This is a genomic window from Burkholderia pyrrocinia, from assembly GCF_003330765.1.
Classification (GTDB): domain Bacteria; phylum Pseudomonadota; class Gammaproteobacteria; order Burkholderiales; family Burkholderiaceae; genus Burkholderia; species Burkholderia pyrrocinia_B.
Genome location: NZ_CP024902.1, coordinates 909,841 through 935,991 on the forward strand (window position 1 = coordinate 909,841; position 26,151 = coordinate 935,991).

Annotated in this window: 27 protein-coding genes; 19 read left to right on the top strand and 8 right to left on the bottom strand. The window is 68.6% G+C overall.

Annotated elements, in window-relative coordinates; translation table 11 throughout:
- Window positions 1-46: 46 nt before the first annotated feature.
- The 3 genes from CUJ89_RS04290 to CUJ89_RS04300 form a co-directional block, all read right to left on the bottom strand.
- Window positions 47-778: a DsbA family oxidoreductase gene (locus CUJ89_RS04290; RefSeq protein WP_114176274.1), complete on the bottom strand. Its 732-nt coding sequence runs from the start codon at window positions 776-778 to the stop codon at window positions 47-49.
- A 203-nt stretch (window positions 779-981) separates the two neighbouring features.
- Complete coding sequence (locus CUJ89_RS04295; protein ID WP_114176275.1) at window positions 982-1,776, bottom strand: transcriptional regulator; 795 nt, start codon at window positions 1,774-1,776, stop codon at window positions 982-984.
- On the bottom strand, window positions 1,773-2,735 hold the full coding sequence (locus CUJ89_RS04300) for an ornithine cyclodeaminase family protein (RefSeq protein ID WP_114176276.1): 963 nt from the start codon (window positions 2,733-2,735) through the stop codon (window positions 1,773-1,775). The genes CUJ89_RS04295 and CUJ89_RS04300 overlap by 4 nt, the downstream gene beginning before the upstream one ends.
- A 378-nt stretch (window positions 2,736-3,113) precedes the next feature.
- Between CUJ89_RS04300 and CUJ89_RS04305 the strand changes: the two genes are divergently transcribed.
- From CUJ89_RS04305 to CUJ89_RS04350, 9 genes are all read left to right on the top strand, one after another.
- Window positions 3,114-3,893, top strand: coding sequence for an ABC transporter substrate-binding protein (locus CUJ89_RS04305; RefSeq protein WP_114176277.1), 780 nt, complete (start codon window positions 3,114-3,116; stop codon window positions 3,891-3,893).
- Between the two features lie 67 nt (window positions 3,894-3,960).
- Entirely contained in the window at window positions 3,961-5,205 is a 1,245-nt protein-coding gene (locus tag CUJ89_RS04310) for an NAD(P)/FAD-dependent oxidoreductase (protein ID WP_114176278.1), read from the top strand.
- A 521-nt stretch (window positions 5,206-5,726) separates the two neighbouring features.
- Entirely contained in the window at window positions 5,727-7,727 is a 2,001-nt protein-coding gene (locus CUJ89_RS04320) for a beta strand repeat-containing protein (RefSeq protein ID WP_114176279.1), read from the top strand.
- Window positions 7,728-8,033: 306 nt separating this feature from the next.
- Complete coding sequence (locus CUJ89_RS04325) at window positions 8,034-8,393, top strand: hypothetical protein (RefSeq protein ID WP_114178485.1); 360 nt, start codon at window positions 8,034-8,036, stop codon at window positions 8,391-8,393.
- A gap of 27 nt (window positions 8,394-8,420) precedes the next feature.
- Complete coding sequence (locus CUJ89_RS04330) at window positions 8,421-8,933, top strand: sigma-70 family RNA polymerase sigma factor (protein WP_114176280.1); 513 nt, start codon at window positions 8,421-8,423, stop codon at window positions 8,931-8,933.
- The gene (locus CUJ89_RS04335; RefSeq protein ID WP_114176281.1) at window positions 8,930-9,712 is read left to right on the top strand and encodes an anti-sigma factor family protein; all 783 of its coding nucleotides are present in this window, start codon (window positions 8,930-8,932) and stop codon (window positions 9,710-9,712) included. The genes CUJ89_RS04330 and CUJ89_RS04335 overlap by 4 nt, the downstream gene beginning before the upstream one ends.
- Before the next feature lie 26 nt (window positions 9,713-9,738).
- Window positions 9,739-10,170 carry a quinol oxidase gene (locus tag CUJ89_RS04340; protein ID WP_415859035.1) on the top strand — a complete coding sequence of 144 codons (432 nt, stop codon included), beginning with the start codon at window positions 9,739-9,741 and terminating at the stop codon, window positions 10,168-10,170.
- Window positions 10,167-10,799: a LolA family protein gene (locus tag CUJ89_RS04345; protein WP_114176282.1), complete on the top strand. Its 633-nt coding sequence runs from the start codon at window positions 10,167-10,169 to the stop codon at window positions 10,797-10,799. The genes CUJ89_RS04340 and CUJ89_RS04345 overlap by 4 nt, the downstream gene beginning before the upstream one ends.
- Before the next feature lie 56 nt (window positions 10,800-10,855).
- Window positions 10,856-11,371, top strand: coding sequence for an SRPBCC family protein (locus tag CUJ89_RS04350; protein WP_114176283.1), 516 nt, complete (start codon window positions 10,856-10,858; stop codon window positions 11,369-11,371).
- Window positions 11,372-11,397: 26 nt separating this feature from the next.
- Here CUJ89_RS04350 and CUJ89_RS38830 read toward each other — a convergent pair whose 3' ends face one another.
- From CUJ89_RS38830 to CUJ89_RS04370, 4 genes are all read right to left on the bottom strand, one after another.
- Window positions 11,398-11,526, bottom strand: coding sequence for a hypothetical protein (locus tag CUJ89_RS38830; RefSeq protein WP_265341761.1), 129 nt, complete (start codon window positions 11,524-11,526; stop codon window positions 11,398-11,400).
- Between the two features lie 80 nt (window positions 11,527-11,606).
- Window positions 11,607-12,911 (bottom strand): iron uptake transporter deferrochelatase/peroxidase subunit, encoded by a 1,305-nt coding sequence (gene efeB, locus CUJ89_RS04360; protein ID WP_114176284.1) that lies wholly within the window; start codon window positions 12,909-12,911, stop codon window positions 11,607-11,609.
- An 11-nt stretch (window positions 12,912-12,922) separates the two neighbouring features.
- Entirely contained in the window at window positions 12,923-14,056 is a 1,134-nt protein-coding gene (locus CUJ89_RS04365) for a hypothetical protein (RefSeq protein WP_114176285.1), read from the bottom strand.
- A gap of 67 nt (window positions 14,057-14,123) precedes the next feature.
- The gene (locus CUJ89_RS04370) at window positions 14,124-15,590 is read right to left on the bottom strand and encodes a carbohydrate porin (RefSeq protein WP_114176286.1); all 1,467 of its coding nucleotides are present in this window, start codon (window positions 15,588-15,590) and stop codon (window positions 14,124-14,126) included.
- A gap of 679 nt (window positions 15,591-16,269) precedes the next feature.
- On the opposite strand from CUJ89_RS04370, the gene groES reads away from it, so the two are divergent.
- Together groES and groL are read left to right on the top strand one after the other, a co-directional pair.
- Window positions 16,270-16,563 carry a co-chaperone GroES gene (gene groES / locus CUJ89_RS04375; protein ID WP_069746035.1) on the top strand — a complete coding sequence of 98 codons (294 nt, stop codon included), beginning with the start codon at window positions 16,270-16,272 and terminating at the stop codon, window positions 16,561-16,563.
- Between the two features lie 46 nt (window positions 16,564-16,609).
- Window positions 16,610-18,250 (top strand): chaperonin GroEL, encoded by a 1,641-nt coding sequence (gene groL, locus CUJ89_RS04380; protein ID WP_114176287.1) that lies wholly within the window; start codon window positions 16,610-16,612, stop codon window positions 18,248-18,250.
- Window positions 18,251-18,395: 145 nt separating this feature from the next.
- On the opposite strand, the gene CUJ89_RS04385 is transcribed toward groL, so the two are convergent.
- Window positions 18,396-19,262 carry a hydroxymethylpyrimidine/phosphomethylpyrimidine kinase gene (locus CUJ89_RS04385; protein WP_114176288.1) on the bottom strand — a complete coding sequence of 289 codons (867 nt, stop codon included), beginning with the start codon at window positions 19,260-19,262 and terminating at the stop codon, window positions 18,396-18,398.
- Between the two features lie 254 nt (window positions 19,263-19,516).
- Here CUJ89_RS04385 and CUJ89_RS04390 point away from each other — a divergent pair, with 254 nt between their 5' ends.
- The 8 genes from CUJ89_RS04390 to CUJ89_RS04425 all read left to right on the top strand — a co-directional run bounded on the left by CUJ89_RS04390 (window position 19,517) and on the right by CUJ89_RS04425 (window position 26,126).
- On the top strand, window positions 19,517-19,687 hold the full coding sequence (locus tag CUJ89_RS04390) for a rubredoxin (protein WP_004186709.1): 171 nt from the start codon (window positions 19,517-19,519) through the stop codon (window positions 19,685-19,687).
- A gap of 104 nt (window positions 19,688-19,791) precedes the next feature.
- Window positions 19,792-21,093 (top strand): hypothetical protein, encoded by a 1,302-nt coding sequence (locus CUJ89_RS04395; RefSeq protein WP_114176289.1) that lies wholly within the window; start codon window positions 19,792-19,794, stop codon window positions 21,091-21,093.
- A gap of 182 nt (window positions 21,094-21,275) precedes the next feature.
- Window positions 21,276-21,854 (top strand): YqgE/AlgH family protein, encoded by a 579-nt coding sequence (locus CUJ89_RS04400; RefSeq protein ID WP_011351143.1) that lies wholly within the window; start codon window positions 21,276-21,278, stop codon window positions 21,852-21,854.
- Window positions 21,851-22,300, top strand: coding sequence for a Holliday junction resolvase RuvX (gene ruvX, locus CUJ89_RS04405; protein ID WP_027788201.1), 450 nt, complete (start codon window positions 21,851-21,853; stop codon window positions 22,298-22,300). The genes CUJ89_RS04400 and ruvX overlap by 4 nt, the downstream gene beginning before the upstream one ends.
- Window positions 22,287-22,802, top strand: coding sequence for a bifunctional pyr operon transcriptional regulator/uracil phosphoribosyltransferase PyrR (gene pyrR, locus CUJ89_RS04410; protein WP_114176290.1), 516 nt, complete (start codon window positions 22,287-22,289; stop codon window positions 22,800-22,802). Before ruvX ends, pyrR begins: the two co-directional genes overlap by 14 nt.
- 74 nt (window positions 22,803-22,876) lie before the next feature.
- A complete protein-coding gene (locus CUJ89_RS04415) occupies window positions 22,877-23,908 on the top strand; it encodes an aspartate carbamoyltransferase catalytic subunit (RefSeq protein WP_041492755.1) in 1,032 nt (343 codons plus the stop codon).
- A 51-nt stretch (window positions 23,909-23,959) separates the two neighbouring features.
- Window positions 23,960-25,249 carry a dihydroorotase gene (locus CUJ89_RS04420; RefSeq protein WP_114176291.1) on the top strand — a complete coding sequence of 430 codons (1,290 nt, stop codon included), beginning with the start codon at window positions 23,960-23,962 and terminating at the stop codon, window positions 25,247-25,249.
- 19 nt (window positions 25,250-25,268) lie between these two features.
- Window positions 25,269-26,126, top strand: a complete 858-nt coding sequence (locus tag CUJ89_RS04425) for a lysophospholipid acyltransferase family protein (RefSeq protein WP_114176292.1) — start codon at window positions 25,269-25,271, stop codon at window positions 26,124-26,126.
- Window positions 26,127-26,151 lie beyond the last annotated feature (25 nt).

Below are 26,151 nucleotides of genomic sequence, written 5' to 3' on the forward strand. Positions count from 1 at the left end.
GTAGTGGCGCGTCCGGGCGGGACGCGCATGACGGGCGCGCCGGGCGTTACGCGCGCGCCGGCAGTTCGCAGCCGTCGGGGCCGCATGCGGCGGCGTCGCTGCCGTCGAGTTCGACGATGCCGTCGCGCCACGCCTGGTCGAGCGCCTGCGCGAACGCGTCGACCGGCTGCGCGCCCGACACCGCGTAGCGGCCGCCGAACACGAACAGCGGCACGCCGCGCCCGCCAATCTGCGCGGCGCGCGCGATGTCGGCTTCGACTTCATCGCGATACGCGTCGCTGCGCAGCACGGCGTCGACCGCCGAGCGCTCGAGCCCGGCTTCGACCGCGAATTCGGTCAGGTCGGCGTGATCGAACAGCGAGCCGTGCTCGCAGAAATACGCGCGGTACAGCCGTTCGGTCAGCGCGTGCGCGCGGCCCGTCGCCTCCGCGAGCTTCACGAGCCGGTGGCCGTCGAGCGTGTCGCCGACGAGCGTGCCGGGCAGGTCGTAGCGCAGCCCGACGCTTGCGGCCGCATCGGTCACCTGGCGCAGCATCTGGTCGACCTGCGCGGGCGACATCCGGTACTTGCCCGCGAGCATCGCCTCGACCGGCTCGACGGGCTGGCCGGGCATCAGCCGGTATGCGCGCAGCGCGACGTCGACGCGGTCGGCGTGCGCGAACGCGGCGAGCGCCTCGTCGAAGCGGCGCTTGCCGATCCAGCACCACGGGCAGATCAGGTCGGACCAGATTTCGACGGTCAGGGTCGGGCGGGCAGTCGGGGCGGGAGCGGTCGTCATGGGCGGTTCGGAGCGGCAAAAAAATGTAACCGGGACTATATCATTTTCTGCTTCGGCGCTTTGTCGTGGCCGGGGGGCCCTTGCGGAACAGGCCCGGGCCGGGCGCATCACGAAGCATAGACACGGAAGCCGCGTCCCGATAGCGATTGCCGATGCCGGCCGCCGCCGTGTGCCCCGACGAGCCGGCCCGCGGGGCAGGCGGCTTACGCGTCGCCCTGCGTTTCCTTCAGGTGCTTGAGGTGCTTGTAGACCGTCGCGCGCCCCATCCCGAGCACGTTCGCGACGTAGTTCGCCGCGCTCTTGCCGCGAAACGCGCCCTCCGCGTAAAGCGCCTCGACGAGTTCGCGCCGGTGCTCGCGCGTGAGCCCGTTCAGCCCGACCTGCCGCTCGCGCAGCCAGCCATGCAGGAACGTGTTGATGCGCTCCTGCCAGTCGTCGCGGAACAGCTCGTCAGGCTGCGCGACGACGCCTGCGCCCTTGATGAACAGGTCGAGCGTCGCGCGCACCTCGTCGAACACCGCGATGTTGAAGTTGATGCACATCATCCCGGCCGGACGGCCTGCGTCGTCGAACAGCACGTTGCTGACGCAGCGCATCCGCCGGCCGTCCCAGTTCAGTTTCTCGTACGGGCCGATCACGCGCTCGCGTGCGGAATGATCGATTTCCTCGAGCGCGGAATCGTCGCCGACCTCGCGTTTCGACAGGTTGTTCGCGAGATACAGCACGGTCTGGTCGTGCAGGTCGTGGATCACGACTTCCGCATACGGGAAGAACAGCGCGGCGATACCGTCGGCGATCGGCGCATAGCGGGTGAGCAGCAGGTCTTTGACGGGGGATTTGTTCTTGCGCATCGGAATCGCCATCTCGGGTGGGCGGGGGCCGGGCGGCGCATCGGGCCGGCGTGCCGGCGCGCCGGTGGCCGGCCTGCCCGTGCGCCCGCGCGCGGCCGCCGCGGCGGTTGCGCCATTGTATCGGCCCCGCAGGCGTGTGCCGCTCATGCGCGCATCAGGTGCGTGTACAGCGCATGCGCGATCGCGATGTCCTCGAGCCCGAGGCCGATCGAGCGGAAGAACGCGTGACGCGTGCGCGACGGCGCCGCGCAGGTGCCGGCGACCAGCGCGGGCAGGTCGCCGACGATCCGCCCGGCGGCCCAGCCGTGGTCGGCCGCCGCGATCTGCATCTCGCCGGCGCTCGCGGGCGTCGTGTGCCGGTAGTCGCAGTACACGTCCATGTCGGGCAGCCATGCGGGCGGGATCTCGTGCGCGCGCGCGACGTTCGTGCTGATCGACGTGACGAGCGCGGGGCGCGTGAGCATCCCGTCGCCGAGCACGGGCGTGCCCGATGACGTGCACAGCATCACGACGTCCGAGTCGCGCACGCAGGCTTCGATGCTAGCCGCGCGCCGCGCGCGCGGGTCGAGCTGCGCGAGCGTCGCCTGCAGCGCCGCGTCGCCGGCGAGCGCTGGCGAGTACACGCGGATCGTCTCCCAGTCGCGCAATGCCGCCGTGTGCCGCAGGTGCGCGAGGCCGACCGCGCCTGCGCCGACGATCGCGAGATGGCGCGCGTCGCGCGGCGCGAGGCAGTCGACCGCGAGCGCCGTCGTGCCGGCCGTGCGCTCGACGGTCAGCAGCCCCGCGTCGCACCACATCAGCGGCTGGCCCGTGCGCATCGACATCAGCGCGGTCCAGGCGGTGACGATCGGTTTGCCGCCCGTCACGACGTACGGCGACAGCTTCGCGCCGAACACCTGCTCGTCGGCGAGCGCGCCGAGATACGTGATGAAGTCGCCGGCCTGGTCGGGAAACAGCGTGAGGGTTTGCGGCGGCTGCACCGCGCGCGCCGCGGCGAGCGACGCGAACATGCGGCGCAGCGTGCCGAGCACGTCGAGCGACGGCAGGGCCGCGCGCACCGCGGCTTCGTCGACGGTCAGCGGCAGGGTCGGGACGGTTTGCGTCATGTGGACATCTCCGGTCGGGGCCGGACAGCACTGTCTCGAAAGAGGGTGTCCGGCGGTGTTCGTGATGGACGAAAAGTCTAATATAGACAAATGAAATCTGGAGGATTTTTCTTTTCGAGACTTTGTGTCGTCGTGGGTTTATGAAAAAACACCGGAAAATCAACGGTATTTTTGATGGTCGACGAAATTTGAATGCGGCGCGACGGTGTGTGATCCTCGTATCCCCTATAGTCTATAGTAGACTTTAAGTCTATATTTCGCGTGCAGGACACGACGCGTCGCCATACGGCGGCCTGCATCGAATGCCGATCCGGCGCCCGGCAGAGGGTGTCGTGCGACCGATCTTCATCGCCTCACTCCAGAACAGAAGGACTCGCCATGAACTGGAAGCTTTCCCTCTGCGCCGTCGCGGCGCTCGCGTGCGCGGCCGCCACGGCCCATGCGGAACAGACCACGTTGCGCTTCGGGATCGAAGCCGCCTATCCGCCGTTCGAGAGCAAGACGCCGGCTGGTCAGCTGCAGGGTTTCGACGTCGACATCGGCAATGCGGTGTGCGCGAAGCTGAACATGAAATGCGTGTGGGTCGAGAATTCGTTCGATGGCCTGATCCCGGCGCTGCAGGCGCGCAAGTTCGACGCGATCAACTCGGCGATGAACATCACCGCGAAGCGCAGGCAGAGCATCGACTTCACGCCGGCGATCTACGTGGTGCCGATCGTAATGGTCGCCAAACGCGGCTCGCCGCTGCGGCCCGATGTTGCGAGCCTGCGCGGCAAGCACGTCGGCGTGCTGCAGGGCTCGTCGCAGGAGGATTTCCTGAAGGCGCACTGGGCCAATGCGGGCGTGGCCATCGTGTCGTATCAGGATCAGGACCAGATCTACGCCGATCTCGTCGCGGGGCGGCTCGACGCGGCCGTGCAGGAGGCGCAGACCGCGCAGGACGGTTTCCTCGACAAGCCGGCCGGCCGCGACTACCAGATCGTCGGCGAGCCGCTGAAGGATCCGGCGACGCTCGGCGAAGGCACGGGTTTCGGGATGCGCAAGGGCGACAAGGCGCTGCAGGCGAAGATCGTCGGCGCGCTCGATGCGCTGAAAAAGGACGGCACGCTGGGCACGCTGTCGCAGAAGTACTTCAAGCGCGACATCGTCGCGAAGTAAGCACGGCCGCGCGCCGGCCGCGGTGCCGGCGTGCGTCGCATCGACTCTCGACGGAGTACGGGGAAGCATGGATTTCGACGTCATCGTTCTGGGGGCCGGCATTGTCGGCGTGTCGTCGGCGCTGCATTTGCAGGATCGCGGGCTGCGCGTTGCGCTCGTCGACCGGCGCGCGCCCGGCGAGGAAACGAGTCACGGCAACGCCGGGCTGATCGAGCGCTCGTCGGTCGTGCCGTATGCGTTTCCGCGCAGGCTCGGCACGCTGCTGCGCTATGCGCGCAACCGCTCGGTCGACCTCTATTGGGACTACCGCGCGCTGCCCGCGTATGCGGGCTGGCTCGCGCGCTTCTGGCGTGAATCGTCGCCGCAGCGGCTCGCGGCCGCCGCGCGCGACCTGCTGCCGCTTGTCGCGGCGAGCGTCGTCGAGCACGACGCGCTGCTCGCGCGCACCGACGCACAGCCGCTCGTGCACGACGGCGGGTGGATCGAGGCATTCCGTTCGCCCGCGCTGTTCGACGCGGAAACGCGCGCGCAGCAGCGCGTGGCCGAAGCGCATGGGCTGCGGATGACCGTGCTCGACGCGCGTGCGTTGCGCGAGCGCGAGCCCGGCGTCGGCGACGCGTTCTGTGGCGCGTTCCACTGGCAGGACCCGAAGACCGTGTCGAGCCCGGGTGGGCTGACGAAGGCCTATGCGCGGCTGTTCGAACGCGACGGCGGCACGGTCGCGCTCGGCGACGCGACGACGCTCGTCCAGGTGGATGACGGCTGGCAGGTCGATACCGGGCACGGGCCGATTTCGGCGCGCTCGGCCGTGGTCGCGCTCGGGCCCTGGTCCGATCACGTGTTCGCGCCGCTGGGCTACCGGATTCCGCTGCGCGCGAAGCGCGGCTACCACATGCACTACCGGCCGACGCGCACGCCGCTGAACGTGCCCGTGTGCGATACCGAGGAAGGCTTCGTCGTCGCGCCGATGGAGGGCGGCCGCCTGCGACTCACGACCGGCGTCGAGATCGCGCTGCGCGGTGCGCCGCCGACTGGCGTGCAACTCGCGCGCGCCGAACCGCTGGCGCGCGACGCGTTCGGCATCGGCGAGCGGCTCGATCCCGAGCCGTGGCTGGGGATGCGGCCATGCACGCCCGACATGCGTCCGGTGATCGGGCCCGCGCCGCGCCATCGCCATCTGTGGTTCGCGTTCGGCCATTGCCACCACGGGCTCACGCTCGGCCCTGCGACCGGGCGCCTGCTTGCCGAAATGATGACGGGCGCGCCGACCTATATCGATCCCCATCCGTACCGGCCCGCGCGCTTCGGCTGAACGCGCGGTGCGGCGATGTGGCCCAGGCCGTCGCCGCGCGCCGCATCGCGCGCTCCGGTCGCGATGCGGCCGTCACAGTTTTTCATTCTGCTGTCCGCGCTATCGAAAGGCACGCAATCGGAAATGATCTGCGTAATCGCCAAGAAAGAAATCGCGTAAAAAGAAAATCAGCAAATTCGCGATTTATCAATGCATTTTCATATCGCTGAAATGCGCAATGGGCAGCCGGCCCTGACGATGTTCGGCACCGTCGCGACCGGACGTTCCGGCGTTACGCGGAATGTACCGGAACACGTTACTACGGGGCTCGCAAACGTTACGTTACATCCGCGTTCCGTTGCTCTTTTTCATCAGACAATTCAGACAATACAATTCGCGTATCTCGCCTGAAATCAATAAAAAAAGCGTTATTGCTTGTCAATAAGCAGACGAATGAGTTGGTTTTTTTGAATTGGCACGCTTCATGCAATCCGTCCCCATGCTTTGTCAACGTAGTGCCAACCGAGATGGGGTAAATAAAGATGGGACAAAATCTTAAATTGACGGGTGTGGCGCTGTCGGTCGCGACGGTGTTCGGGGTACTGGCTTCGGGCTCCGCGATGGCGGGGGCCCTCGATTCGCTGTCGATTCCGCAAGTGATCGTCAATCCGCCGACGAACAGCGTGTCGGTCGGGCTGGTTGCGACGGGCACGTCGCCGCTGGGCTCGGTCACCGTGACGACGGGCGGATCGGGCGCGATCCAGACGTCACTCGGCGATCCGGGCCAGGTGCTGTCGGGCGCCGTGGGGGCGGTGACGGGCGCACTCGGCGGTGGCGGCGGCACGGTGACGCCGCTCGCGCCGGTGCAGGGTGTGGTGAATCAGGTGACGGGTGCGCTTGGTGGCGGCAACCCGGCAGGCGCGTTGACCGGTGCACTCGGCACGGTGACCGGTGCGCTGGGTAACGTCGGCGGCGGCGCGAACCTGCTGGCGCCGGTACAGGGCGTGGTGAATCAGGTGACGGGCGCCCTCGGCGGCGGCAACCCGGCAGGCGCGTTGACCGGTGCACTCGGCACGGTGACCGGTGCGTTGGGTAATGTCGGTGGCGGCGCAAATCCGCTGGCGCCGGTCCAAGGTGTCGTAAGCCAGGTCACGGGCGCCCTGAGCGGCGGTAATCCGGCTGGTGCATTGACCGGCGCGCTGAATACGGCGACGGGGACGTTGAGCAACGCACTCGGCACCGCAACGGGCGCACTGGGCGGCATCGGCGGCGGTTCGAACCCGCTGGCGCCGGTCCAAGGCGTGGTGAATCAGGTGACGGGTGCGCTTGGCGGCGGCAATCCGGCAGGCGCGCTGACCGGTGCACTCGGTACGGTGACGGGCGCCCTGAGCGGCGGCAACCCGGCAGGTGCATTGACCGGTGCGCTGAATACGGCGACGGGGACGTTGAGCAACGCGCTCGGCACCGCAACGGGCGCACTGGGCGGTATCGGCGGCGGCACGAATCCGCTGGCACCGGTCCAGGGCGTCGTGAACCAGGTCACGGGCACGCTCGGCAGCGGCAACCCGGCCGGCGCACTGAGCAACGCGGTCAACACAATCACGGGCACGCTCGGCAACGTCGGCGGCGCGGGGAGCCCGCTCGCGCCGGTGCAAGGCGTCGTCACGCAGCTCGCGGGCACGCTCGACAACGGCAATCCGGCCGGTGCGCTGACGAACGCGCTGAACTCGGTGACGGGTGCGCTCAGCGGCGCGAACCCGCTGGCGCCGGTCCAAGGCGTCGTGAACCAGGTCGTCGGCACGCTGTCCGGCGCTGGCGGCGGCAGCCCGATCACGCCGATCACGAACCTCGTCAGCGGCTTGCAAAACGCGCTGCCGACGGGCGGCAATGCGGCCGGCGCACTGACCGGCGCGCTCGGTTCGGTGACGGGCGCGCTCGGCAACCTCGGCGGGTCCAATCCGCTGGCACCGGTGCAAGGTGTCGTGAACCAGATCGTCGGTACGCTCGGCAGCGGTAATCCGGCCGGTGCACTGACGGGCGCGCTGAACTCGGTGACCGGCGCGCTCGGCAACCTCGGCGGCACGAACCCGCTGGCGCCGGTGCAAGGCGTCGTGAACCAGATCGTCGGCACGCTGTCGGGCGCGGCGGGCAACAGCCCGATCGCACCGATCGCGAACCTCGTGAACGGCCTGACGGGCGGGAGCAACCCGGCCGGCGCACTGACCGGTGCGCTCGGTTCGGTGACGGGCGCGCTCGCGAACGGTCCGGTAGCCCTCGGGCAGGCGGCCGCGGCTGGCGGTGGCCTGCTCGGCTCGGGCGCGAACGCGGTCGGCGGCACGGCGGGCGCGGTCGGCTCGCTGCTGACGACGGGCGCCAATGCGACGGCGACGGTCGTCAATGCGGTCGGCACGACGGTGGGTACGGCGCTCGGCTCCGCGCCGGGCCTGTCGGTCACGCCGCACTCGGGCAGCAACTCGCCGAACAACCCGCTCGCACCGGTGTCGACGCTGCTCCAGTCGCTGGCGGGCGCACTGCCGAAGTAACCGGCCGGAAACGCACGGCGGCGCCGTATCGGCCGCCGCGCGCAACGGTCGTGCAACACGGGTCGCGTAACGCGGCATGACCGGGATGTCATGCCGCGTTGTCTCTTGGTTTCCCGTTTTCTTTCGTCACATGAATGGCCGCTGCCGACCGTCGCCGGGCGGCATGGAATAACCGGCCGCCTCCACCCGTTTACTACATACCGAATCCCGGCACAGCCGGCCGGCGGGATAATGGTCGCGACGAAGTCGATCGCCCCGTTCGGCGGCGTCGTGCCGCGATGCCATGCCATGTCAAGGAGAACGGAAATGAAACGGATACTCCTCGCTGCCGCGCTGACGGCGGCGATCGTGCGGCCGGCGGTCGCGGAACCGCCACAGGTCGGCAACGGGAAAGTGGTCGATGACGATCACATGACGCTGTATGTGTTCGATCGCGACGCGCCCGGCAAGAGCGCGTGCGACAGCGCTTGCGCGGCCAACTGGCCGCCCGCGATCGCCGACGCGTACGACAAGGCATCGGGCGCGCTGAGTCTCGTCGCGCGTGACGACGGCAAGAAGCAATGGGCGTACCACGGACGTCCGCTGTATCGCTGGAAGATGGACCGCAAGGCCGGCGACGCGGGCGGCGACGGGATCGGCGGCATGTGGCACGTCGCGCGTCCGTGACGGCACGGCGAGGCGCGAGACATCCCGATGAGCTATGAATCGGATCTGCTGGTGTGGTTGCCGCATCTCACGCGCTACGCGCGCGCGCTGACGGGCGACCGGGCCTGGGCGGACGATCTCGTGCAGGACACGCTCGAGCGTGCACTGAACCGGCCGCCACGCGATGGCGGCAACCTGCGCGCGTGGCTGCTGACGCTGTTGCGGCATCGTTTCATCGACCAGTTGCGTGCGCGGCACGAGATCGCGGTCGACGACGCGACGGCGCCGTGGCAGACGATGGCCGCGCCGGCCGGCGAGATCGGCGGGCTGGTGCTGCGCGACGTGCAGCGCGCGCTGTACCGGCTGCCGGTCGAACAGCGCGAGGTGCTGCTGCTGGTCGCGCTTGAAGAGTTGAGCTATCGCGACGCCGCGCAGGTGCTCGGCGTGCCGGTGGGAACGGTGATGTCGCGGCTCGCGCGGGCGCGCGGGCAGATGCGCGCACTGCTGGACGAGCCGTCGGCGCACGGCGCGACCGCATTACGGGTGATCAGGAAGACATGATGGACGATCCGCGCAAGCCTTCGAACGAGCGAGACGACGATGCGTCGGCGCAACTGCTGTCCGCGTTGCTGGACGGCGAGCTGTCCGGGCACGAGCGCCGCGAGATGCTCGAGCGCCTGCAGGCCGATCCGGAGGAGGCCGAACGATTCGCGCATTACCGCGCGCAGCGCGACGCGCTGCAGGCGCTGTTTCCGCTGCCGGGCGCCGCGCCGGCGCTGTTCGTGCAGCGTCGCGCGCCGCGCCGGCGCGGGTTTGCGTATGCGTTCGCGGGGCTGGCGGCCGGGCTGCTGATCGGCGTCGCGCTGCATGCGGGCTGGGCGGTCTTTGGCAGCGAACCGGCGTTCGCCGCGCGTGCGGATGTCGCGTATGCCGTGTACGCAGCCGATCGCGAGCATCCGGTCGAGGTGGGCGCGGGCAATCCCGAACGTCTCGCCGCGTGGCTGTCGGCGCGAGTCGGGCGGCCCGTGCGCGCGCCGTCGCTCGACGAATACGGCTACGCGCTGCTGGGCGGCCGGTTGCTCCCCGGCGAAGCGGGGCCGGCCGCGCAGTTCATGTACCAGCGCCCGGACGGCGAGCGCGTGACGCTGTACATGACCGCGTACGACACGCGGCGCCTTGCGCCGCAGGCGATGTCGGCCGACGGCCGCTACACGTATTTCTGGTCGGATCGAGGCATGGGCTACGCGTTGTCCGGCCGTGGCGACGAACGGCGCCTGCGCGAGATCGCGATCGAAGCGTGCGGCGCGCTCGGCGGCTCGACCGACGCGTGGAAGGGATGACGCGCGGCGCCGACAGGGAGCACGCGATGAAGATGACGATGACGAAGGTGCTCGTGCTGATGCCGGTGCTGGCGGCGCTCGCCGCGGGCGGCGCGCTTGCGCGGGCGGACGGCGACGCGCCCGTGCGCGTGCCGGTCGACGCCGACGGCGTGCAGCGGGTGGCGATCGTCGGCGGCAGCTATTTCTTCCGTCCGAACCATGTGATCGTGCGGGCGCACGTGCCGGTCGAGCTGACCGTGTCGGCCGAGCCCGGCGTGGTGCCGCACAGTTTCGAAATCGATGCGCCGCAGGCCGGCATCTCGGTGCACACCGAGCTCGGCACGACGCCGAAGACCTTTCGCTTCACTCCGGCGCAGCCGGGCCGGTTCGCCTACTATTGCACGCATCGGCTGCTGTTTTTCAGGAGCCATCGCGAGCGCGGGATGGAAGGCGTGCTCGATGTCGAGGCGGCGCCGTGATCGCCGCGTTGCTGGCCGCGAGCCTGATAGGAGCGAGCATGACCGCCGATCCCGTGACCGTTGCGCAGGCGCATTTCGATCACGTCCGCTCGTACCGCGCGACGATCCGCTCATCGGCGCGAGGCGGCGAACACACTGAAATCCACTACGCGTACCTGAAACCCGGCTTCGTCCGGATGGATTTCGTGTCGCCTCATCACGGCGCGGTGCTCGCGTACGACCCCGGCGACGGCAAGGTGCGGCTGCGCCCGTTCGGCGCGCATGCGCCGCCCGCGCTGACACTGTCGCCGTCCAATCCGCTCGTGCGCGACCGCAGCGGCCACCGGGTCGACCGGTCGGACGTCGGCGAACTGCTGCGCAACGTTCATGCGCTGCAGGAAGGCGGCGCGACGGTGACCGAAGGCGAGGAGGCCGTCGGCGGCCGGACCGCGTTGCGCGTGTCGGTCACGGGCGCGCCCGCGCACGCGATCGACGGCGTGCATCGCTACCGGCTGTGGTTGGACACCGAGGACGGCTTTCCGCTGAAGGTCGTCAGCTTCGCGGACGATGACGACGTGCCGCTCGAAACCGTAACGCTCGACGATGTCGAGATCGACGTCGCATTTCCCGAGCGCTTCTTCGCGCCCTGATGGGTGTCCTGATTCGTGCCCTGATTGATGCCCCTGACGGGGATGCCGGAGGCTGCATGGCGGAATACCGGTTCTCGACGACATGGCGTGTGGACGCCCCGCTCGCGGCAGTCTGGGACGCGATCTACCAGGTGGACCGCTGGCCCGACTGGTGGAAGGGTGCCGTGCGCACCGTCGAGATCGAGCAGGGCGACGCGCGCGGCGTCGGCGCGCTGCACCGGTATACGTGGAAGGGCGCGTTGCCGTACCGGCTGACCTTCGACATGCGCGTCTGGCGCGTCGAGCCGCCGCATGCGCTCGAAGGCCGTGCGAGCGGCGCGATCGAAGGCGACGGATGCTGGTCGTTCGCCGGCGACGGCGCGTGCACCGTCGTGCGCTACGACTGGCACATCCGCACGCACGTGCGCTGGATGAACTGGCTGGAGCCGCTCGCGCGTCCGCTGTTCCGATGGAATCACGACGTCGTGATGCGCGAAGGCGCGAAGGGTCTCGCGCGGCTGCTGGGCGCGGCAGTCGAGACGGAAGGCCGGACGTTCCGGCCGCTGTCGGGGGCAGGCTGCGCCGATGCGTGACGGCGCGTGACGACGATCCGCGCCGCTCAGCGCGCGTACGCCATCACCGCGCCGTCCACCACCAGTGCGACGCGTTCGCCGACGGCCGGACACCGGTGCCCCGGCACGCGTACGCGCACCAGCACGTCGGTATCGGCATCGAGACGCGCGAGCACGTCGTCGTCGTGGGTTGCATCCGGACGGGCCGGGAAAAGGGTGCGTCGGGTGCATCGCGTGTCGTTGCGTCGTGATGTCGTTACGCGTCGAACAGCGCGGCGCCGATGTACGAACCGGGTTGCGCGCCCGGCGGACACGCGAAGATCGCGCTGCCGACGTGCGTGGTGAACTGGTTCATGATGTCCAGCTTCGCGAGCTTCTCGTTGATCGGGATGAAGCCCTTGCGCGGGTCGCGCTGGTGCGCGACGAACATCAGCCCCGCGTCGTACTCGGTCTGCTGGCGCCACGGCGGCCAGCGCTCGATGTAGAAGTTCGCGCTGTCGTTGTACGAATACGCGCGGCGCAGGATCTGCGCGCCGTTGTTGAGCTGCGGCGACGCGAGACGCGCGTGCGCGTTGTCGGGGATCACCGAATTGCCGTCCTTGTCGACCGCGTCGAGGTCGAGCGCGTCGAATTCCTGCTTGCCGCCGAGCGGCGCGCCGCTGTACTTCTTGCGGCCGAACACCTGCTCCTGGAAGCCGAGCTCGGTGTTGTCCCAGTGTTCGAGCGTGATGCGGATGCGGCGCACGACCGTATAGGTGCCGCCGTTCATCCACGCAGGGCCTTCGTTGCCGGCCCACACGAATGCGTTCATCGCGGCCGGGTCGTCGCGCGACGGGTTCATCGTGCCGTCCTTGAAGCCCATCAGGTTGCGCGGCGTCTCGCCCGGCTTGCCGGACGTGAAGCCGGCCTGGCCCCAGCGCATCTGCACGGCCTTGCCGCCGAGGCGCACGAGCTGGCGCACCGCATGGAACGCGACCTGCGCGTCGTTCGCGCACGCCTGGATGAACAGGTCGCCGCCCGTCTTCTCCGGAATCAGCTGGTCGCCGTTGAAGCGCGGCAGGTCGACGAGCGCGGCCGGGCGCTGCTTCGCGAGGCCGTAGCGGTCCTTGCCCGCGACTGCGAACAGGCCGGGCCCGAAGCCGAACGTGATCGTCAGCCGCGACGGGCCGATGCCGAGCGCGTCACCCGAGTCGGCCGGCGCTGCGTCGTCGCCGCCGGTCGCCGGCAGCGGCTGCGCGGTGTCGCCGCGCGTCAGGCGTGCGGCCGCGTCGGTCCACGTCTTCAGCAGCGCGATCACGTCCGCGCGTTTGTCGGTCGCGAGATCGAGCGCCGCGAAATACGCGTTGCGCTGCTGCGGCGTCGTGATGCCGCCCTGGTGCTTGCCGTAGAACGGCTCGAGGTCGTCGTCGTGCGCGTGCGCATCCGGGGCGGCCGTGGCGGCATCGGCCGCGCGCGCGGCCGGCATCGCGCCCGCAGCGAGGCCGGCGGCCACCGCCGCGCCGCCGGCTTTCAGGAAGCCGCGGCGCGCAGGGCGCGACGGCGGGTTCGAATCGTCTGCCATGGTCGGCTCCGTTACTTCGCGAGCATCAGCGTGTTGACGTCGTCCTGGACGTAATAGAAGCCGTCGCCGGCCGGCGTCATCGCGATCCCGAACAGGTCGCCGTTGCCGGGCGGCGATTGCGCCTTGTCGGTGTCGATCCAGCGTGCGTAGAGCTGCTTGCCGGCGGCCGGATCGATCTCGACGACCTGGCCGTTCAGCGCATTGGTTGCGAGCAGATGGCCGTTCGGCGCGGTCGCGAGCGCGAGCGGGCGGTGCAGGAAGCCGTCGGCCGTGACCTGGCGGCCGACGCCCGCGCTCGTGTCGCGCGTGAGCGGATCGTCGATCTCGACGATCCGGTTGCCGATCGCGTCGGACACGTACAGCTTCTTCTGGTCGCCCGACAGCGCGAGGCCCGTCGGGCCGACGAGGAACACGCCCTTGTCGGCCTGCGCGCCGAGACCGCTCGCGACGACCGTTTCCTGCTTGATGACGGGAGGCTTGCCGGCCGGTACGTCGACGTCGAGGCGCAGCACCGTCGCCTGCTTGTAGACGGGTGGGTTGCCGTCCGCGCCGCCGACGCCGAAGCCGGCCATGCTGACGAACAGCGTCGCGCCGTCGCCGCGGTCGACCACGGCCATGTTGCCCCACGGGTCGTTGATGTTCGGGCTCGACCACGTCGATGCGATCTTGCCTTGCGGATCGAGCACGATCAGGCAGCCGGCGCCCTTCGTCGACGTCGTGCCGTCGTTGCTCGGCGTGCTGCCGACGATCACCCAGCCCGACTTCAGCATCGTCATCGCGGTCGACAGGCCGACGCCGCCCGGGCATGCCTTCAGGTCGCGCGGAATCGTCGCGAACACGCTCATCTGCTTCGTCGACGGGCGGTAGTTGACGATCGTGCTGCCCGTGCCCTGCAGGTTCGCCGCGTTGTTGAAGTTGTCGACGAGCACGTCGCCGGCCTGGATCGTGCCGGCCGACACCGGCGCGACCGCGATCGCGTACGGGTTCTGGTCGCCGTTGTCGGGCACCGTGTTGACGAGCAGCGTGTGGCGATGCAGCGTCTCGAGGAAGCCTTGCGGCTCGGCAAACGCGCCGGCGGCGGCCGTCAGCGCGGCGGCGGCCAGTGCGCCCGTCGCGAGGCGGCGAAGCGGGGCGGATTGAATCATCTGGGTCTCTCCTGGGGGGCGCGCCGCCGTGGTGGCGCGCGAAAAACGGGTGGCGTGGGTGCGGCGCTCAGAACGTGATGGTCGTGCGCGCGCCGAGCACGAACGTGTTGCGCAGCGGCTGGGTTGCGTCGCTCGGGTTCTGGCCGGCGCCTGCATTGAACGTGTACTGCGCGTCGGCCTGGATCACCCACCACGGGTTGACCTGGTACTGGTAGGTCGCCTCGATGGCCGTCTCGCGGGTGCGCACGCCGTACGGGCCCGTCGCGAACGTCTGCGCGGTCTGGTCGAGATCGGTCACGTGGCGGCCGACCTGGATGTACGTGACGCCGAGGCCGACGCTGTCGTTGTCGCGGCCTTCGAACGGCGCCTTCAGCACGACGCCCGCGTTGGCCGAGAAGCTCACCAGGTTGCGGTCGCCCGGCGCGCCCATCACGCGCGCGAACACGCCGAGGCTCCGCGGGCCGGTTGGGTCGGGGCGCCAGATCATCTGGTCGGCCACCGCGTAGAAGCTGTAGTTGCCGTGACGCTGCCGCGCGTTGCCGTTCGACGCGGGATCCGAGAGCGACAGCCCGTCGGTGCCGACGTTCTGGTCCGCGAAGCGGCCGTTGTGATACCAGACGCCGATCTTGTAGGTGCCCGGCAGCCCGTTCGAGCGGCCGGTGTCCATTTCGCCGTCGGACGGCTGGTTCAGCGCGTACTGCAGCTCGCCGATGTAGAGCGTGCCGTTGTGCAGGTTGAAGTTCGTGCCGCTCAGGTTGGTCGGGTTGTTGCCGAGCGGATCGCCGTCGAACACGCCCGCGAGCGCGGTGAGCTTCGGTGTGATCTGTGCGCGCACGCGCACGCCGAGGCCCGCGAGCGGATAGGCGGGGCCGCCATTGGGCAGGTCGTATGACGGCAGCGCGGGCCAGCCGAACATCGTGTTGACGAACGTGTTCGCGTACGTGCTGACCATGAATTCCTGGTCCAGGCTCTGCTGGCCGATCTTCACGTCGACGCGCTTGTCGAGGAACGACTGCTGGTACCACAGCTCCCACAGGCGCGTCGTGTCCTGCGCCTCGATGCCGCTCGCGGTGTTGAGCGTGCCGAGGTTCGCTGCGCTCAGGTTGCGGCCGTGGATCTGCAGCGCGCTGACGTTGAAGGTGCCGCCGGGCAGGCCGATCGCCTTCTGCGTGTCGACCGTCAGTGTCGCCGTCGTCAGCCCGTCGTACGTGCCGCCTCGGTTCAGGCCGCCGCGCAGGTTCGCGAGGTATTCGCTGGTTTCGGTGATCTGCAGCGTCGCGCCGTACTTGCCGAGCCACGGGCGGATGCCGCCCATGTCGCCGAGCAGGGTCTGGCGGGTCCAGATACCGGTCCACATGTTGGTCGGCTTCGCCTGGATAGCGAGATCGGCCTCGGGCGCTTCGGGCTGCGCGTCGACCGGCGTGCCGGCGAACGCGACCGTGCTGGCGAGCGTCGCGCACGCGACGAGGGCCGCACGGACGGCGGGGCGCATCCGGGCGCGGACGCTGTCTCCGTGGAACGACGCAACCTTCATATCAAATCCCTGGTTCTATTTGGTGTGGAGTGCTGCTTGTCGGCCGCTGTCCGGGCGCTCGGCACCGATCGGCGAAGGCAGGAAGAAGAGCGCAACGCGGCGCATCGTAGGAGTATCAAATGCGAAAGTCAATGCAAACGAGAATGATTCGCATCTGAATTACTGATTGTAATAAGGGAGCTTACGGATAAGGCTCGGCGGGTGTTTGGTGCAGAGGTAAACCGTAAATATCGATGTAATGATAATGAATGGTTCGATGCGGATCGATGCTTCGCGGGGAGGGCGCGCAACGGGCGTGCGGCGTGCGTGAAGGCGGCGTTGCGGTGTGCCGGATCGGCGTCGGCGCAGATTTTTTGATGCGATGTCGCCGGCTGCAGGAACTCCGTGCTTACCCGGTGTCCAAACGGGGCTGGATGGGGGTTGCGGGCGGCGCAGGCCCGCCTGTAAGGCGGGTAGTGGCCGTCATGACCTTGTTTTAAAAGGGTTTTGTGCTGTTTTCGTGCGTTTTCCCCGCTGCCTCGCCGCCCTGAAAATTCGTCTGGTTTCCCTTCTTGAATTTGTCAAAACCCGTCCATATAATTAGCACTCGCTGCACGTGAGTGCTAACAATTCTCTGCCGGGCGATCCGCCGGGCAGATTCCCTAAGCGTTCTTCAATCTCAGTCAAGAGAGGAGTGAATATGAACCTTCGTCCTTTGCACGATCGCGTGATCGTCAAGCGCCTGGATCAGGAAACCAAGACCGCCTCGGGCATCGTGATCCCCGAAGCAGCAGCCGAGAAGCCGGACCAGGGTGAAATCCTGGCGGTCGGCCCGGGCAAGCGCGACGACAAGGGCGCCCTGATCGCGCTCGACGTGAAGGTCGGCGATCGCGTCCTGTTCGGCAAGTACGCCGGCCAGACCGTGAAGGTCGACGGCCAGGAACTGCTGGTCATGCGCGAAGAAGACATCATGGCCGTGGTCAACGCCAAGTAAGCGTCCTCCAACGGTACATATTCCCAAGAATTCAAGGAGTTAGAAGATGGCAGCTAAAGACGTCGTATTCGGCGATTCCGCCCGTTCGAAGATGGTCGAAGGCGTGAACATTCTCGCCAACGCAGTCAAGGTCACGCTGGGTCCGAAGGGCCGCAACGTGGTGCTCGAGCGCAGCTTCGGCGGCCCGACGGTCACCAAGGACGGTGTGTCGGTCGCGAAGGAAATCGAGCTGAAGGACAAGCTCCAGAACATGGGCGCGCAAATGGTCAAGGAAGTCGCTTCCAAGACCAGCGACAACGCAGGCGACGGCACGACGACGGCAACCGTCCTCGCGCAATCGATCGTTCGCGAAGGCATGAAGTACGTCGCATCGGGCATGAACCCGATGGACCTGAAGCGCGGCATCGACAAGGCAGTCGCAGCGGCTGTCGAAGAGCTGAAGAAGATCAGCAAGCCGTGCACGACGAACAAGGAAATCGCACAGGTCGGCTCGATCTCGGCGAACAGCGATTCGTCGATCGGCGATCGCATCGCTGAAGCGATGGACAAGGTCGGCAAGGAAGGCGTGATCACCGTCGAAGACGGCAAGTCGCTGGCCGACGAACTCGACGTCGTCGAAGGCATGCAGTTCGACCGCGGCTACCTGTCGCCGTACTTCATCAACAACCCGGACAAGCAAGTCGCCGTCCTCGACAACCCGTTCGTGCTGCTGCACGACAAGAAGGTGTCGAACATCCGTGATCTGCTGCCGGTGCTCGAGCAAGTCGCGAAGGCTGGCCGTCCGCTGCTGATCATCGCTGAAGACGTCGAAGGCGAAGCGCTCGCAACGCTGGTCGTCAACAACATCCGCGGCATCCTGAAGACCGTTGCGGTCAAGGCGCCGGGCTTCGGCGATCGTCGCAAGGCGATGCTGGAAGACATCGCGGTCCTGACCGGCGGTCAAGTCGTCGCGGAAGAAACCGGCCTGACGCTCGAGAAGGCAACGCTGGCAGAACTGGGCCAGGCGAAGCGCATCGAAGTGGGCAAGGAAAACACGACGATCATCGACGGCGCAGGCGAAGCCACGAACATCGAAGCACGCGTGAAGCAAGTGCGCGCGCAGATCGAAGAAGCGACGTCGGACTACGACCGTGAAAAGCTGCAAGAGCGCGTGGCCAAGCTGGCCGGCGGCGTGGCAGTGATCAAGGTCGGTGCTGCGACCGAAGTCGAAATGAAGGAAAAGAAGGCACGTGTCGAAGACGCACTGCACGCAACGCGCGCAGCTGTGGAAGAAGGCATCGTGGCCGGCGGCGGCGTCGCGCTGATCCGCGCTCGCACCGCGATCGCTGGCCTGACGGGCATCAACGCCGATCAGAACGCCGGTATCAAGATCGTGCTGCGCGCAATGGAAGAGCCGCTGCGCCAGATCGTCGCGAACGGCGGCGAAGAAGCCAGCGTCGTGGTAGCGGCAGTTGCTGCAGGCAAGGGCAACTACGGCTACAACGCAGCGACGGGCGAGTACGTCGACATGGTCGAAGCCGGTGTTGTCGACCCGACCAAGGTCACGCGCACCGCACTGCAGAACGCAGCTTCGGTTGCCGGCCTGCTGCTGACGACGGACGCAGCTGTCGCAGAACTGCCGAAGGAAGACGCGCCGATGGCTGGCGGCATGCCGGGCGGCATGGGCGGCATGGGCATGGACATGTAATCGACTTCGGTCGATGGTGTCCGGAACGCGCAGCGATGCGCGTTCCAGCCAAAAGAAAAGACCCGCAGCGATGCGGGTCTTTTTTTATTGGCGCGCGGGATTCGATGCGCGCGCGGGCCGGGCGTTCACGCCCGCCGCGCGTGTTTCAATGCCGGTGCGACGTCCTCGGCACCGGGTCGACCTTCGCGGCCGGCGGCGTGTCCGAGTCTTCGTTGCTGCGCGCCCAGAAGAACCGATCGGGCAGGTGCGCGCCCATGCCGGGCCGGAACGCGTCGCGCACGGCCTGGTACAGGTACTCCTGCGCCTCGCGGACTGCCTCGGGCGGCTCCTGGCCGTTCGCGAGCAGCGCCGCGATGGCCGCGCCGAGCGTGTCGGTGATGCCCATCAGCCGATGCGGCGAGCGATCCCACATGTCTTCGCGGAGTTGGCCTTCCTCGCCGTATAGCGTGTTGACGAGCCGGTGCGAGCCCATCTCGGAGGTCAGGATGTACTCGCAGCCCTGCGACAGCAGGTGCGAGACGGCCGCGTCGAGATTCGGCGCCTCGGCGTCGCCGTCAGGCTGCGCGAGCGCGATCAGCGTTGCGTAGTCGGCAACCAGCAGCGTCGTCTGCGGCGCCAGCAGGTCGGCGATCGATTCGCGCAGGTCGTCGGCCGCGAGCACGTGCTCGTCGTCGAGCGTGAAGTCCGGTGCGAGCACGAGCGGCACGCCGTCGTAGTCGGCGACGACCTCGGCGATCGCGCTCACGACTTCCGCGCGCGTCGCCGCGCCGATCTTGAACGCGGCAACCGGCATGTCTTCGAGCAGCATGCGCGCCTGGGCGGCGACGACGTCGGGATCGAGGCCGGTCACTTCGTCGCAGGCGGCCGAGTCGCGCACGGTGTAGCCCGTCAGGACGGACACGCCGTGACAGCCCATGCTCGCCAGGGTCATCAGATCGGCTTGGATGCCAGAGCCGCCGGTGGGATCGGACAGGCCGAAGGTGAGGACGATCGGAGGGGCGTTGCTGGACATGTAAAAATGGGGCAAGAGAAAAACGGGAAAGCGACGGACATGCGGACGGCGAGGCGAAATGGGCTTTTTCGGCCCTGTGTTGCCCGGCAGGCCGCACTTTTCAGCCATTATGCGGCGGAATCCGGCTCGCACGACGGATTTTTTAGCGCAGCGCAACGTAGTCGCCGTACTCCAGCGCGATTGCTAGGCAGTCCGGCCCCGACACGGTACCATCATGGCTCCCGAATTTACCGACTTTCCCAACGCGGCTTAAGATGGAATACAAGAGCTGGATGTGCCTGATTTGTGGCTGGATTTACGACGAAGAAGCCGGGCTGCCGGAAGAGGGCATTGCCCCGGGCACGCGCTGGGAAGACGTCCCGATCAACTGGACGTGTCCTGAATGCGGCGCTCGCAAGGAAGACTTCGAGATGGTCCAGATCTGATCGGACCCTTGGCCCACGGACACACCGCTCAGGCCTCGCATCGGCCCGGCGCTCGCGCACCGAGGTTGGCGCGAGCAACTTGACGATGACAGGCGCGCGTGTCCATGACGTCCGATCCGGCGAACGTTCCCCAACCTGACGCACTGCCCAACCCGCGTGGCGGGGCCGTGCGCGCGGCCGACGCGTGGCTTGCGGCTGCTGCCGACGCATTCGAGCGTCGCGACGACGCGGCCGCGCCGCTGTCCGCTGCCGCGGCCGTGCTGGCGGAAGCCGGCTGGCTTTCGGCCGCGCGTTTCGCGGGGCAACTGTCGGCCGCCGCGCCGCTCGTCGCTGTCGAGCCGACTTCGGCCGGCTGGCGTGCCGCGCTGCGCGATTTCCGCGCAGCCGTCGGGCGCCACAACCTGCGCGAGCTCGCCTGCTCGCCCGTTCTCTTCGAGCATTTCCGTGCGTTGCGTGCGCAAAGCGCAGCCGACCTGCGCGCGAGCGCGCCGCTCGACGCGCTCGCGCTCGTCGGCCGTGCGGTGCCGCCGGCCACGCTGCGCGCGCTGCCCGATGCGATTGCGACCCGGATACGCGCCCGCTACGAGCAGGCGCTGCTCGGCGTGCTGCGTGCGCAGCACGGCGCGCCCGACGCGGCGCTCGACGAACTCGATGCGATGCTGGCCGCGCTCGCCGACGACGGGCCGTACGATTTCTGGCGGCTCGCGACCGCGTGCCTGCGCGCGCTGCGCGCAAGCAGCGCGCCCGAGCTGAAGCGCTTTCTCGCGCGGACGAACCTGCTGCTCGGCGAGCACGCGCAGGGCCGGCGCAGCGCGCCGCCCGAACTCGTGCGCGAGACGATTGCGCTGTTGTGGCGCGATTTCGCGCTGTTCGGCGCCGCGGCCGAGGACGTCGCGCTCGTCGACGTGCTGCACGACTACGGGCTGACGGTCGACTGGCACGTCGCCGGCACGCCCGCGTCCGAAGCGCTGTGGGAGGCCGATGCCGCGCGGGCTGAGCACGACGCGGTTGCCGTCGCGCCGACCCGCGCGCTCGGCGTCGTGACCGTCAATGCGCATGCATATGAGGATTTCCTGCAGACGGCCGATGCGTCGATGGCCGACCTCGCGGCCGATCCGGCCGCAGCCGACGCGGGCGCCGCGTGGCACGCGTCCGGCGCCGCCTACCGGGTCGGTACGGCGGCGTGCGCGCTCGGGCTCGGCCACGCGGCGCTGCTGGCCGATACGCTCGGCCTGGCGTGGCGCCGTGCGGCGCACGGCGTGCCGCTCGCCGACGGCGGCCTCGACGCGCACGGTCACGCGTCCGACATGTTGCGCGCGGCGCTGCTGAAGATCGCGGCCGGCGTCGCGCCGCCGGACCTCACTGCGGCGTCCGCGGCGCTTGGCGCGGCGCTCGGCCGGACCTGACGAACAAGGGGACGGACACGCGGCGGCGGCCCTTGCCGCGCGGGCCCGCAACAGGCTGCCGACAGCGCCCGCGCGCGTGTTAGAGTGCCATGTGATCCGCGCGCGCCGTTGCCAGCGCGGCGCGGCGTTGCTTGTTGATCGCGGCCCGGTCAGGCCGCGGCGTCTTTGCTAAAATTCAAACCATGTCAAAGCCTTCCGATCGCATCAATCTCACCAACCAGTTCCTGATCGCCATGCCCAACATGGCCGATCCGACGTTTTCGGGAACGGTGGTCTATCTTTGCGATCACAGCGAGCGCGGTGCGCTCGGCCTCGTCATCAACCGTCCCACCGACATCGACCTCGAATCGCTGTTCAACCGCATCGACCTGAAGCTCGACATCGAGCCGCTGCTGCACATTCCGGTGTACTTCGGCGGCCCGGTCCAGACCGAGCGCGGCTTCGTGCTGCACGAGCCGGTGGAAGGCGCGAGCTACAACTCGTCGATGTCCGTCGAGGGCGGGCTGGAGATGACGACGTCAAAGGACGTGCTCGAGGCGGTCGCGACAGGCACTGGCCCGAAGCGCTTCCTGCTGACGCTCGGCCATGCGGGCTGGGGTGCAGGGCAGCTCGAGGAAGAAATTTCCCGCAACGGCTGGCTGACCGTGGCCGCCGATCCGCGCATCGTGTTCGACACACCGGCCGAGGAGCGTTTCGAAGCCGCGCTCGGCCTGCTCGGCGTCAGTTCGTCGATGCTGTCCGGCGAAGCAGGGCACGCATGAGTGGCGCGAGCGCGCGTGATGCGACGCTCCTGGCGTTCGACTACGGCGAAAAGCGGATCGGCGTCGCGATCGGCAATGCGCTGACGCGCTCGGCCCGCGCACTCGTCGTGATCCAGAACCTGAACCGCGAACACCGCTTCAAGGCGGTCGGCGACCTGCTGGCCGAATGGCGGCCGGACGCGCTCGTCGTCGGCCTGCCGATGCATCCGGACGGCACGCCGCACGACATGACGCAGCAGGCGAAGCGCTTCGGCAACCAGCTGAACGGCCGCTTCGGGCTGCCCGTCACGTGGGTCGACGAGCGCTATTCGTCGGTCGAGGCCGAGGCCGGGCTGCGCGAGCGCAATGTGCGCGGCCGCGCACGGGCCGAGATGCTCGATGCCGAGGCCGCGCGCGTCATCCTTCAACAGTATCTCGATCAATTGTCCGACCATGAGCACCATTGACGCCGAGGCGCTTTACCGCGTCCTGCTCGACCAGATCCGCGCCGCGTACGGTACGGCGTTCGCCGAACCGGGCGGCCCGCGGCTCGCCGGCATCTATAGCGGCGGCGCGTGGCTCGCCGAGCGCCTCGCGCGCGATCTCGGCGCGCCGGCCTTTGGCGTCGTGAACGTTGCGCTGCATCGCGACGACTACGCGAAGAAGGGCCTGCACAGCCAGGCGAGCCCGACGGCGCTGCCGTTCGAGATCGACGGTGCGCGCATCGTGCTCGTCGACGACGTGCTGTACACCGGGCGCACCGTGCGCGCGGCGCTCAACGAGCTGTTCGACTACGGCCGTCCGGCCGCGGTCGAGCTCGCGGTGCTCGCCGATCGCGGCGGCCGCGAGCTGCCGGTCGCCGCGCGCTTCGCGGGCGGCGCGCTCGACGTGCCGGCCGGCGCGACGCTCGTGCTCGCGCGCGACGATGCCGCGCAGTTCACGCTGCGCGTCGAGGCGCACGGCGCTTGAACGACACGCGAAACCGTTTTCCGGGCCGCTGGTTCGCACCGCGGCCCGTTTGCATAGTTGGAATCACGCACACCATGACCACCGACACCACTGGCCGCACCGGCAATCCCGCTGCGACCGCGAGCCCCGACCGGTTCCGCTACGGTTTCCTGAAGGGCAACCCGCAGCTCACGAAAAACGGCGAGCTGAAGCACCTGCTGTCGATCGAGGGCCTGCCGCGCTCGATCGTCAACCACATCCTCGATACGGCCGAGCAGTTCGTCAGCGTGACGGACCGTGAAGTGAAGAAGGTGCCGCTGCTGCGCGGCAAGTCCGTGTTCAACCTGTTCTTCGAGAACTCGACGCGCACCCGCACGACCTTCGAGATCGCCGCGACGCGCCTGTCGGCCGACGTGCTGAACCTGAACATCAATGCGTCGTCGACCAGCAAGGGCGAATCGCTGCTCGACACGATCAACAACCTGTCGGCGATGCATGCCGACCTGTTCGTCGTGCGCCACGCGTCGAGCGGCGCGCCGTACCTGATCGCCGAGCACTGCGCGCCGCACGTGCACGTGATCAACGCCGGCGACGGCCGCCATGCGCACCCGACGCAGGGCCTGCTCGACATGTACACGATCCGTCACTACAAGCGCGACTTCACGAAGCTGCGCGTGGCGATCGTCGGCGACATCCTCCATTCGCGCGTCGCGCGCTCCGACATCCACGCGCTCACCACGCTCGGCGTGCCGGAAGTGCGCGCGATCGGCCCGCGCACGCTGCTGCCGGGCGGCCTCGAGCAGATGGGCGTGAAGGTGTTCCACAACCTCGACGAAGGGCTGAAGGGCGTCGACGTGATCATCATGCTGCGCCTGCAGAACGAGCGGATGAGCGGCGCACTGCTGCCGTCCGCGCAGGAGTATTTCAAGACCTGGGGTCTGACGCCCGAGCGCCTTGCGCTCGCCGCGCCCGACGCGATCGTGATGCACCCGGGCCCGATGAATCGCGGCGTCGAGATCGATTCGCAGGTCGCCGACGGCCCGCAATCGGTGATCCTCAACCAGGTCACGTTCGGTATCGCCGTGCGGATGGCGGTGATGGGCATCGTCGCCGGCAACAGCGACTGAGCCCGCTTTCGCGCATCCCTTTCACGCAATCAACGCATTCACAGACAGCGCATGAAGATTCATATCAAAGGCGGCACGCTGATCGACCCGGTCGCCGGCACCGAGCGGCAGGCCGACGTATTCGTCGCGGGGGGCAAGATCGCCGCGATTGGCGAGGCGGGCGCGGCGGCACCGGCCGATTTCAACGCCGCGAAGACCATCGACGCGTCGGGCCTGATCGTCGCGCCCGGTCTCGTCGACCTGTGCGCGCGGCTGCGCGAGCCCGGCTACGAGCACAAGGCGACGCTTGCGTCCGAGATGGCCGCGGCCGTCGCGGGCGGCGTCACGACCCTCGTGTGCCCGCCGGATACCGATCCCGTGCTCGACGAGCCGGGCCTCGTCGAAATGCTCAAGTTCCGCGCGCGCAATCTGCAGCAGGCGAACGTTCATCCGCTCGGCGCGCTGACGGTCGGCCTCAAGGGTGAAGTCATCACCGAGATGGTCGCGCTGACCGAGTCCGGCTGCGTCGGCTTCACGCAGGCCAACGTGCCGGTGCGCGACACGCAGGTGCTGCTGCGCGCGCTGCAGTATGCGAGCACCTACGGCTACACCACGTGGCTGCGCCCGCTCGACGCGTTCATCGGCCGCGGCGGCGTCGCCGCGAGCGGCGCGCTGGCGTCGCGGCTCGGGCTGTCCGGCGTGCCGGTCGCGGCCGAGACGATCGCGCTGCACACGATTTTCGAACTGATGCGCGTGACGGGCGCGCGCGTGCACCTCGCGCGGCTGTCGTCGGCGGCCGGCCTTGCGCTCGTGCGCGCGGCGAAGGCCGAAGGGCTGCCCGTGACCTGCGACGTCGGCGTGAACCATCTGCACCTGATCGACGTCGACATCGGCTACTTCGATTCTCAGTTCCGGCTCGACCCGCCGCTGCGCAGCGAGCGCGACCGCGAAGCGATCCGCGCGGCGCTCGCCGACGGCACGATCGACGCGATCTGCTCCGACCACACGCCCGTCGACGACGACGAGAAGCTGCTGCCGTTCGGCGAAGCGACGCCCGGCGCGACGGGGCTCGAGCTGCTGCTGTCCCTGACGCTGAAGTGGGCGGACGAGACGCGCACGCCGCTCGCGCAGGCGCTGCGCCGCATCACGTCCGCGCCGGCCGACGTGCTGAAGCTGCCGGTCGGCCGCCTGGTCGAAGGCGGCGCGGCCGACCTGTGCGTGTTCGACCCGCGCGCGCACTGGCGCGTCGAACCGCGTGCGCTGAAGAGCCAGGGCCACAACTCGCCGTTCCTCGGCTACGAACTGCCCGCTTGCGTGAGTACGACGCTCGTTGCCGGACAGATCGCGTTCGAGCGCCACTGAACCACGCCGGACCCTCGCCATGACCGCCCTTCGCAAGCTGCGTCTCGTCTTTCACCTGTTGCGCGGCATGGCGATCGTCGCGCTGCGGTTTTCTCACGTCACGCCCGCGCGCCGCGCCGAAATGATCCGCCGCTGGTCGCTCAAGATGCTGCGGATCTGCGGGATGCGCGTCGTCGTCCATAACGACGGCGCGCGGCTCGACGCGAGCGCGCTCGTGGTCGGCAATCACGTGTCGTGGCTCGACATCTACGCGATCAACGCGTGGCGGCCGACGCCGTTCGTGTCGAAGGCCGAGGTGCGGCAGTGGCCGGTTGTCGGCTGGCTCGCCGAGAAGCTCGACACCGTGTTCCTGCAGCGCGAGAAGCGCACCGAGGCGATGCGGATCATGCACGAGATGGCCGAGCGCCTGCGCAACGGCGGGCTGATGTGCGTGTTTCCGGAAGGGACGACGACCGACGGCCAGGAACTGCTGCCGTTCCACGCGAACCTGTTCCAGGCCGCGGTATCGGCCGGCTGCGCGGTGCAGCCGATCTGCCTGATGTACGAGGACGCGCAGCGGCGGCAGTCGGTCGCGCCGGCCTACACGGGCGAGCTGTCGCTCGGCAAGTCGCTCGACATGGTGTTGCGCGGCGGCCCGCTCGTCGCGCATCTGTATGTGTGCGAACCGATCGCACCGGGCGGCGACCGGCGGACGACGTCTGCGGCGGCGCGCGACGCGATCGCGGCCGCGCTTGTGACGCTGCAGGCGAAGGTCGGCAAGCCGTCGGCCGAGTCGCTCGCGGAGCTGGCCAGGCATGCATATCCGGCGACCGAACTCGGCGCCGGCGCGACGGGCGATGGGGCGGCCGAGGAGCCCGTGCCGGGGCGCGAGGGGTGATGCGCTTCCCGGTCGGACGAATCAG

Bases quoted from the DNA above. Each gene is read 5' to 3' on its own strand.
- CUJ89_RS04290 (WP_114176274.1), bottom strand. From the start codon at position 778: ATGACGACCGCTCCCGCCCCGACTGCCCGCCCGACCCTGACCGTCGAA.
- CUJ89_RS04325 (WP_114178485.1), top strand. From the start codon at position 8,034: ATGAAACGGATACTCCTCGCTGCCGCGCTGACGGCGGCGATCGTGCGG.
- CUJ89_RS04365 (WP_114176285.1), bottom strand. From the start codon at position 14,056: ATGATTCAATCCGCCCCGCTTCGCCGCCTCGCGACGGGCGCACTGGCC.
- CUJ89_RS04390 (WP_004186709.1), top strand. From the start codon at position 19,517: ATGGAATACAAGAGCTGGATGTGCCTGATTTGTGGCTGGATTTACGAC.
- CUJ89_RS04300 (WP_114176276.1), bottom strand. From the start codon at position 2,735: ATGACGCAAACCGTCCCGACCCTGCCGCTGACCGTCGACGAAGCCGCG.
- CUJ89_RS04350 (WP_114176283.1), top strand. From the start codon at position 10,856: ATGGCGGAATACCGGTTCTCGACGACATGGCGTGTGGACGCCCCGCTC.
- groES (WP_069746035.1), top strand. From the start codon at position 16,270: ATGAACCTTCGTCCTTTGCACGATCGCGTGATCGTCAAGCGCCTGGAT.
- ruvX (WP_027788201.1), top strand. From the start codon at position 21,851: ATGAGTGGCGCGAGCGCGCGTGATGCGACGCTCCTGGCGTTCGACTAC.
- CUJ89_RS04370 (WP_114176286.1), bottom strand. From the start codon at position 15,590: ATGAAGGTTGCGTCGTTCCACGGAGACAGCGTCCGCGCCCGGATGCGC.
- CUJ89_RS04305 (WP_114176277.1), top strand. From the start codon at position 3,114: ATGAACTGGAAGCTTTCCCTCTGCGCCGTCGCGGCGCTCGCGTGCGCG.
- CUJ89_RS04415 (WP_041492755.1), top strand. From the start codon at position 22,877: ATGACCACCGACACCACTGGCCGCACCGGCAATCCCGCTGCGACCGCG.
- CUJ89_RS04340 (WP_415859035.1), top strand. From the start codon at position 9,739: ATGAAGATGACGATGACGAAGGTGCTCGTGCTGATGCCGGTGCTGGCG.
- CUJ89_RS04335 (WP_114176281.1), top strand. From the start codon at position 8,930: ATGATGGACGATCCGCGCAAGCCTTCGAACGAGCGAGACGACGATGCG.
- pyrR (WP_114176290.1), top strand. From the start codon at position 22,287: ATGAGCACCATTGACGCCGAGGCGCTTTACCGCGTCCTGCTCGACCAG.
- CUJ89_RS04420 (WP_114176291.1), top strand. From the start codon at position 23,960: ATGAAGATTCATATCAAAGGCGGCACGCTGATCGACCCGGTCGCCGGC.
- CUJ89_RS04425 (WP_114176292.1), top strand. From the start codon at position 25,269: ATGACCGCCCTTCGCAAGCTGCGTCTCGTCTTTCACCTGTTGCGCGGC.
- CUJ89_RS04385 (WP_114176288.1), bottom strand. From the start codon at position 19,262: ATGTCCAGCAACGCCCCTCCGATCGTCCTCACCTTCGGCCTGTCCGAT.
- CUJ89_RS04395 (WP_114176289.1), top strand. From the start codon at position 19,792: ATGACGTCCGATCCGGCGAACGTTCCCCAACCTGACGCACTGCCCAAC.
- groL (WP_114176287.1), top strand. From the start codon at position 16,610: ATGGCAGCTAAAGACGTCGTATTCGGCGATTCCGCCCGTTCGAAGATG.
- CUJ89_RS04400 (WP_011351143.1), top strand. From the start codon at position 21,276: ATGTCAAAGCCTTCCGATCGCATCAATCTCACCAACCAGTTCCTGATC.
- CUJ89_RS04310 (WP_114176278.1), top strand. From the start codon at position 3,961: ATGGATTTCGACGTCATCGTTCTGGGGGCCGGCATTGTCGGCGTGTCG.
- CUJ89_RS04295 (WP_114176275.1), bottom strand. From the start codon at position 1,776: ATGAGCGGCACACGCCTGCGGGGCCGATACAATGGCGCAACCGCCGCG.
- efeB (WP_114176284.1), bottom strand. From the start codon at position 12,911: ATGGCAGACGATTCGAACCCGCCGTCGCGCCCTGCGCGCCGCGGCTTC.
- CUJ89_RS04330 (WP_114176280.1), top strand. From the start codon at position 8,421: ATGAGCTATGAATCGGATCTGCTGGTGTGGTTGCCGCATCTCACGCGC.
- CUJ89_RS04320 (WP_114176279.1), top strand. From the start codon at position 5,727: ATGGGACAAAATCTTAAATTGACGGGTGTGGCGCTGTCGGTCGCGACG.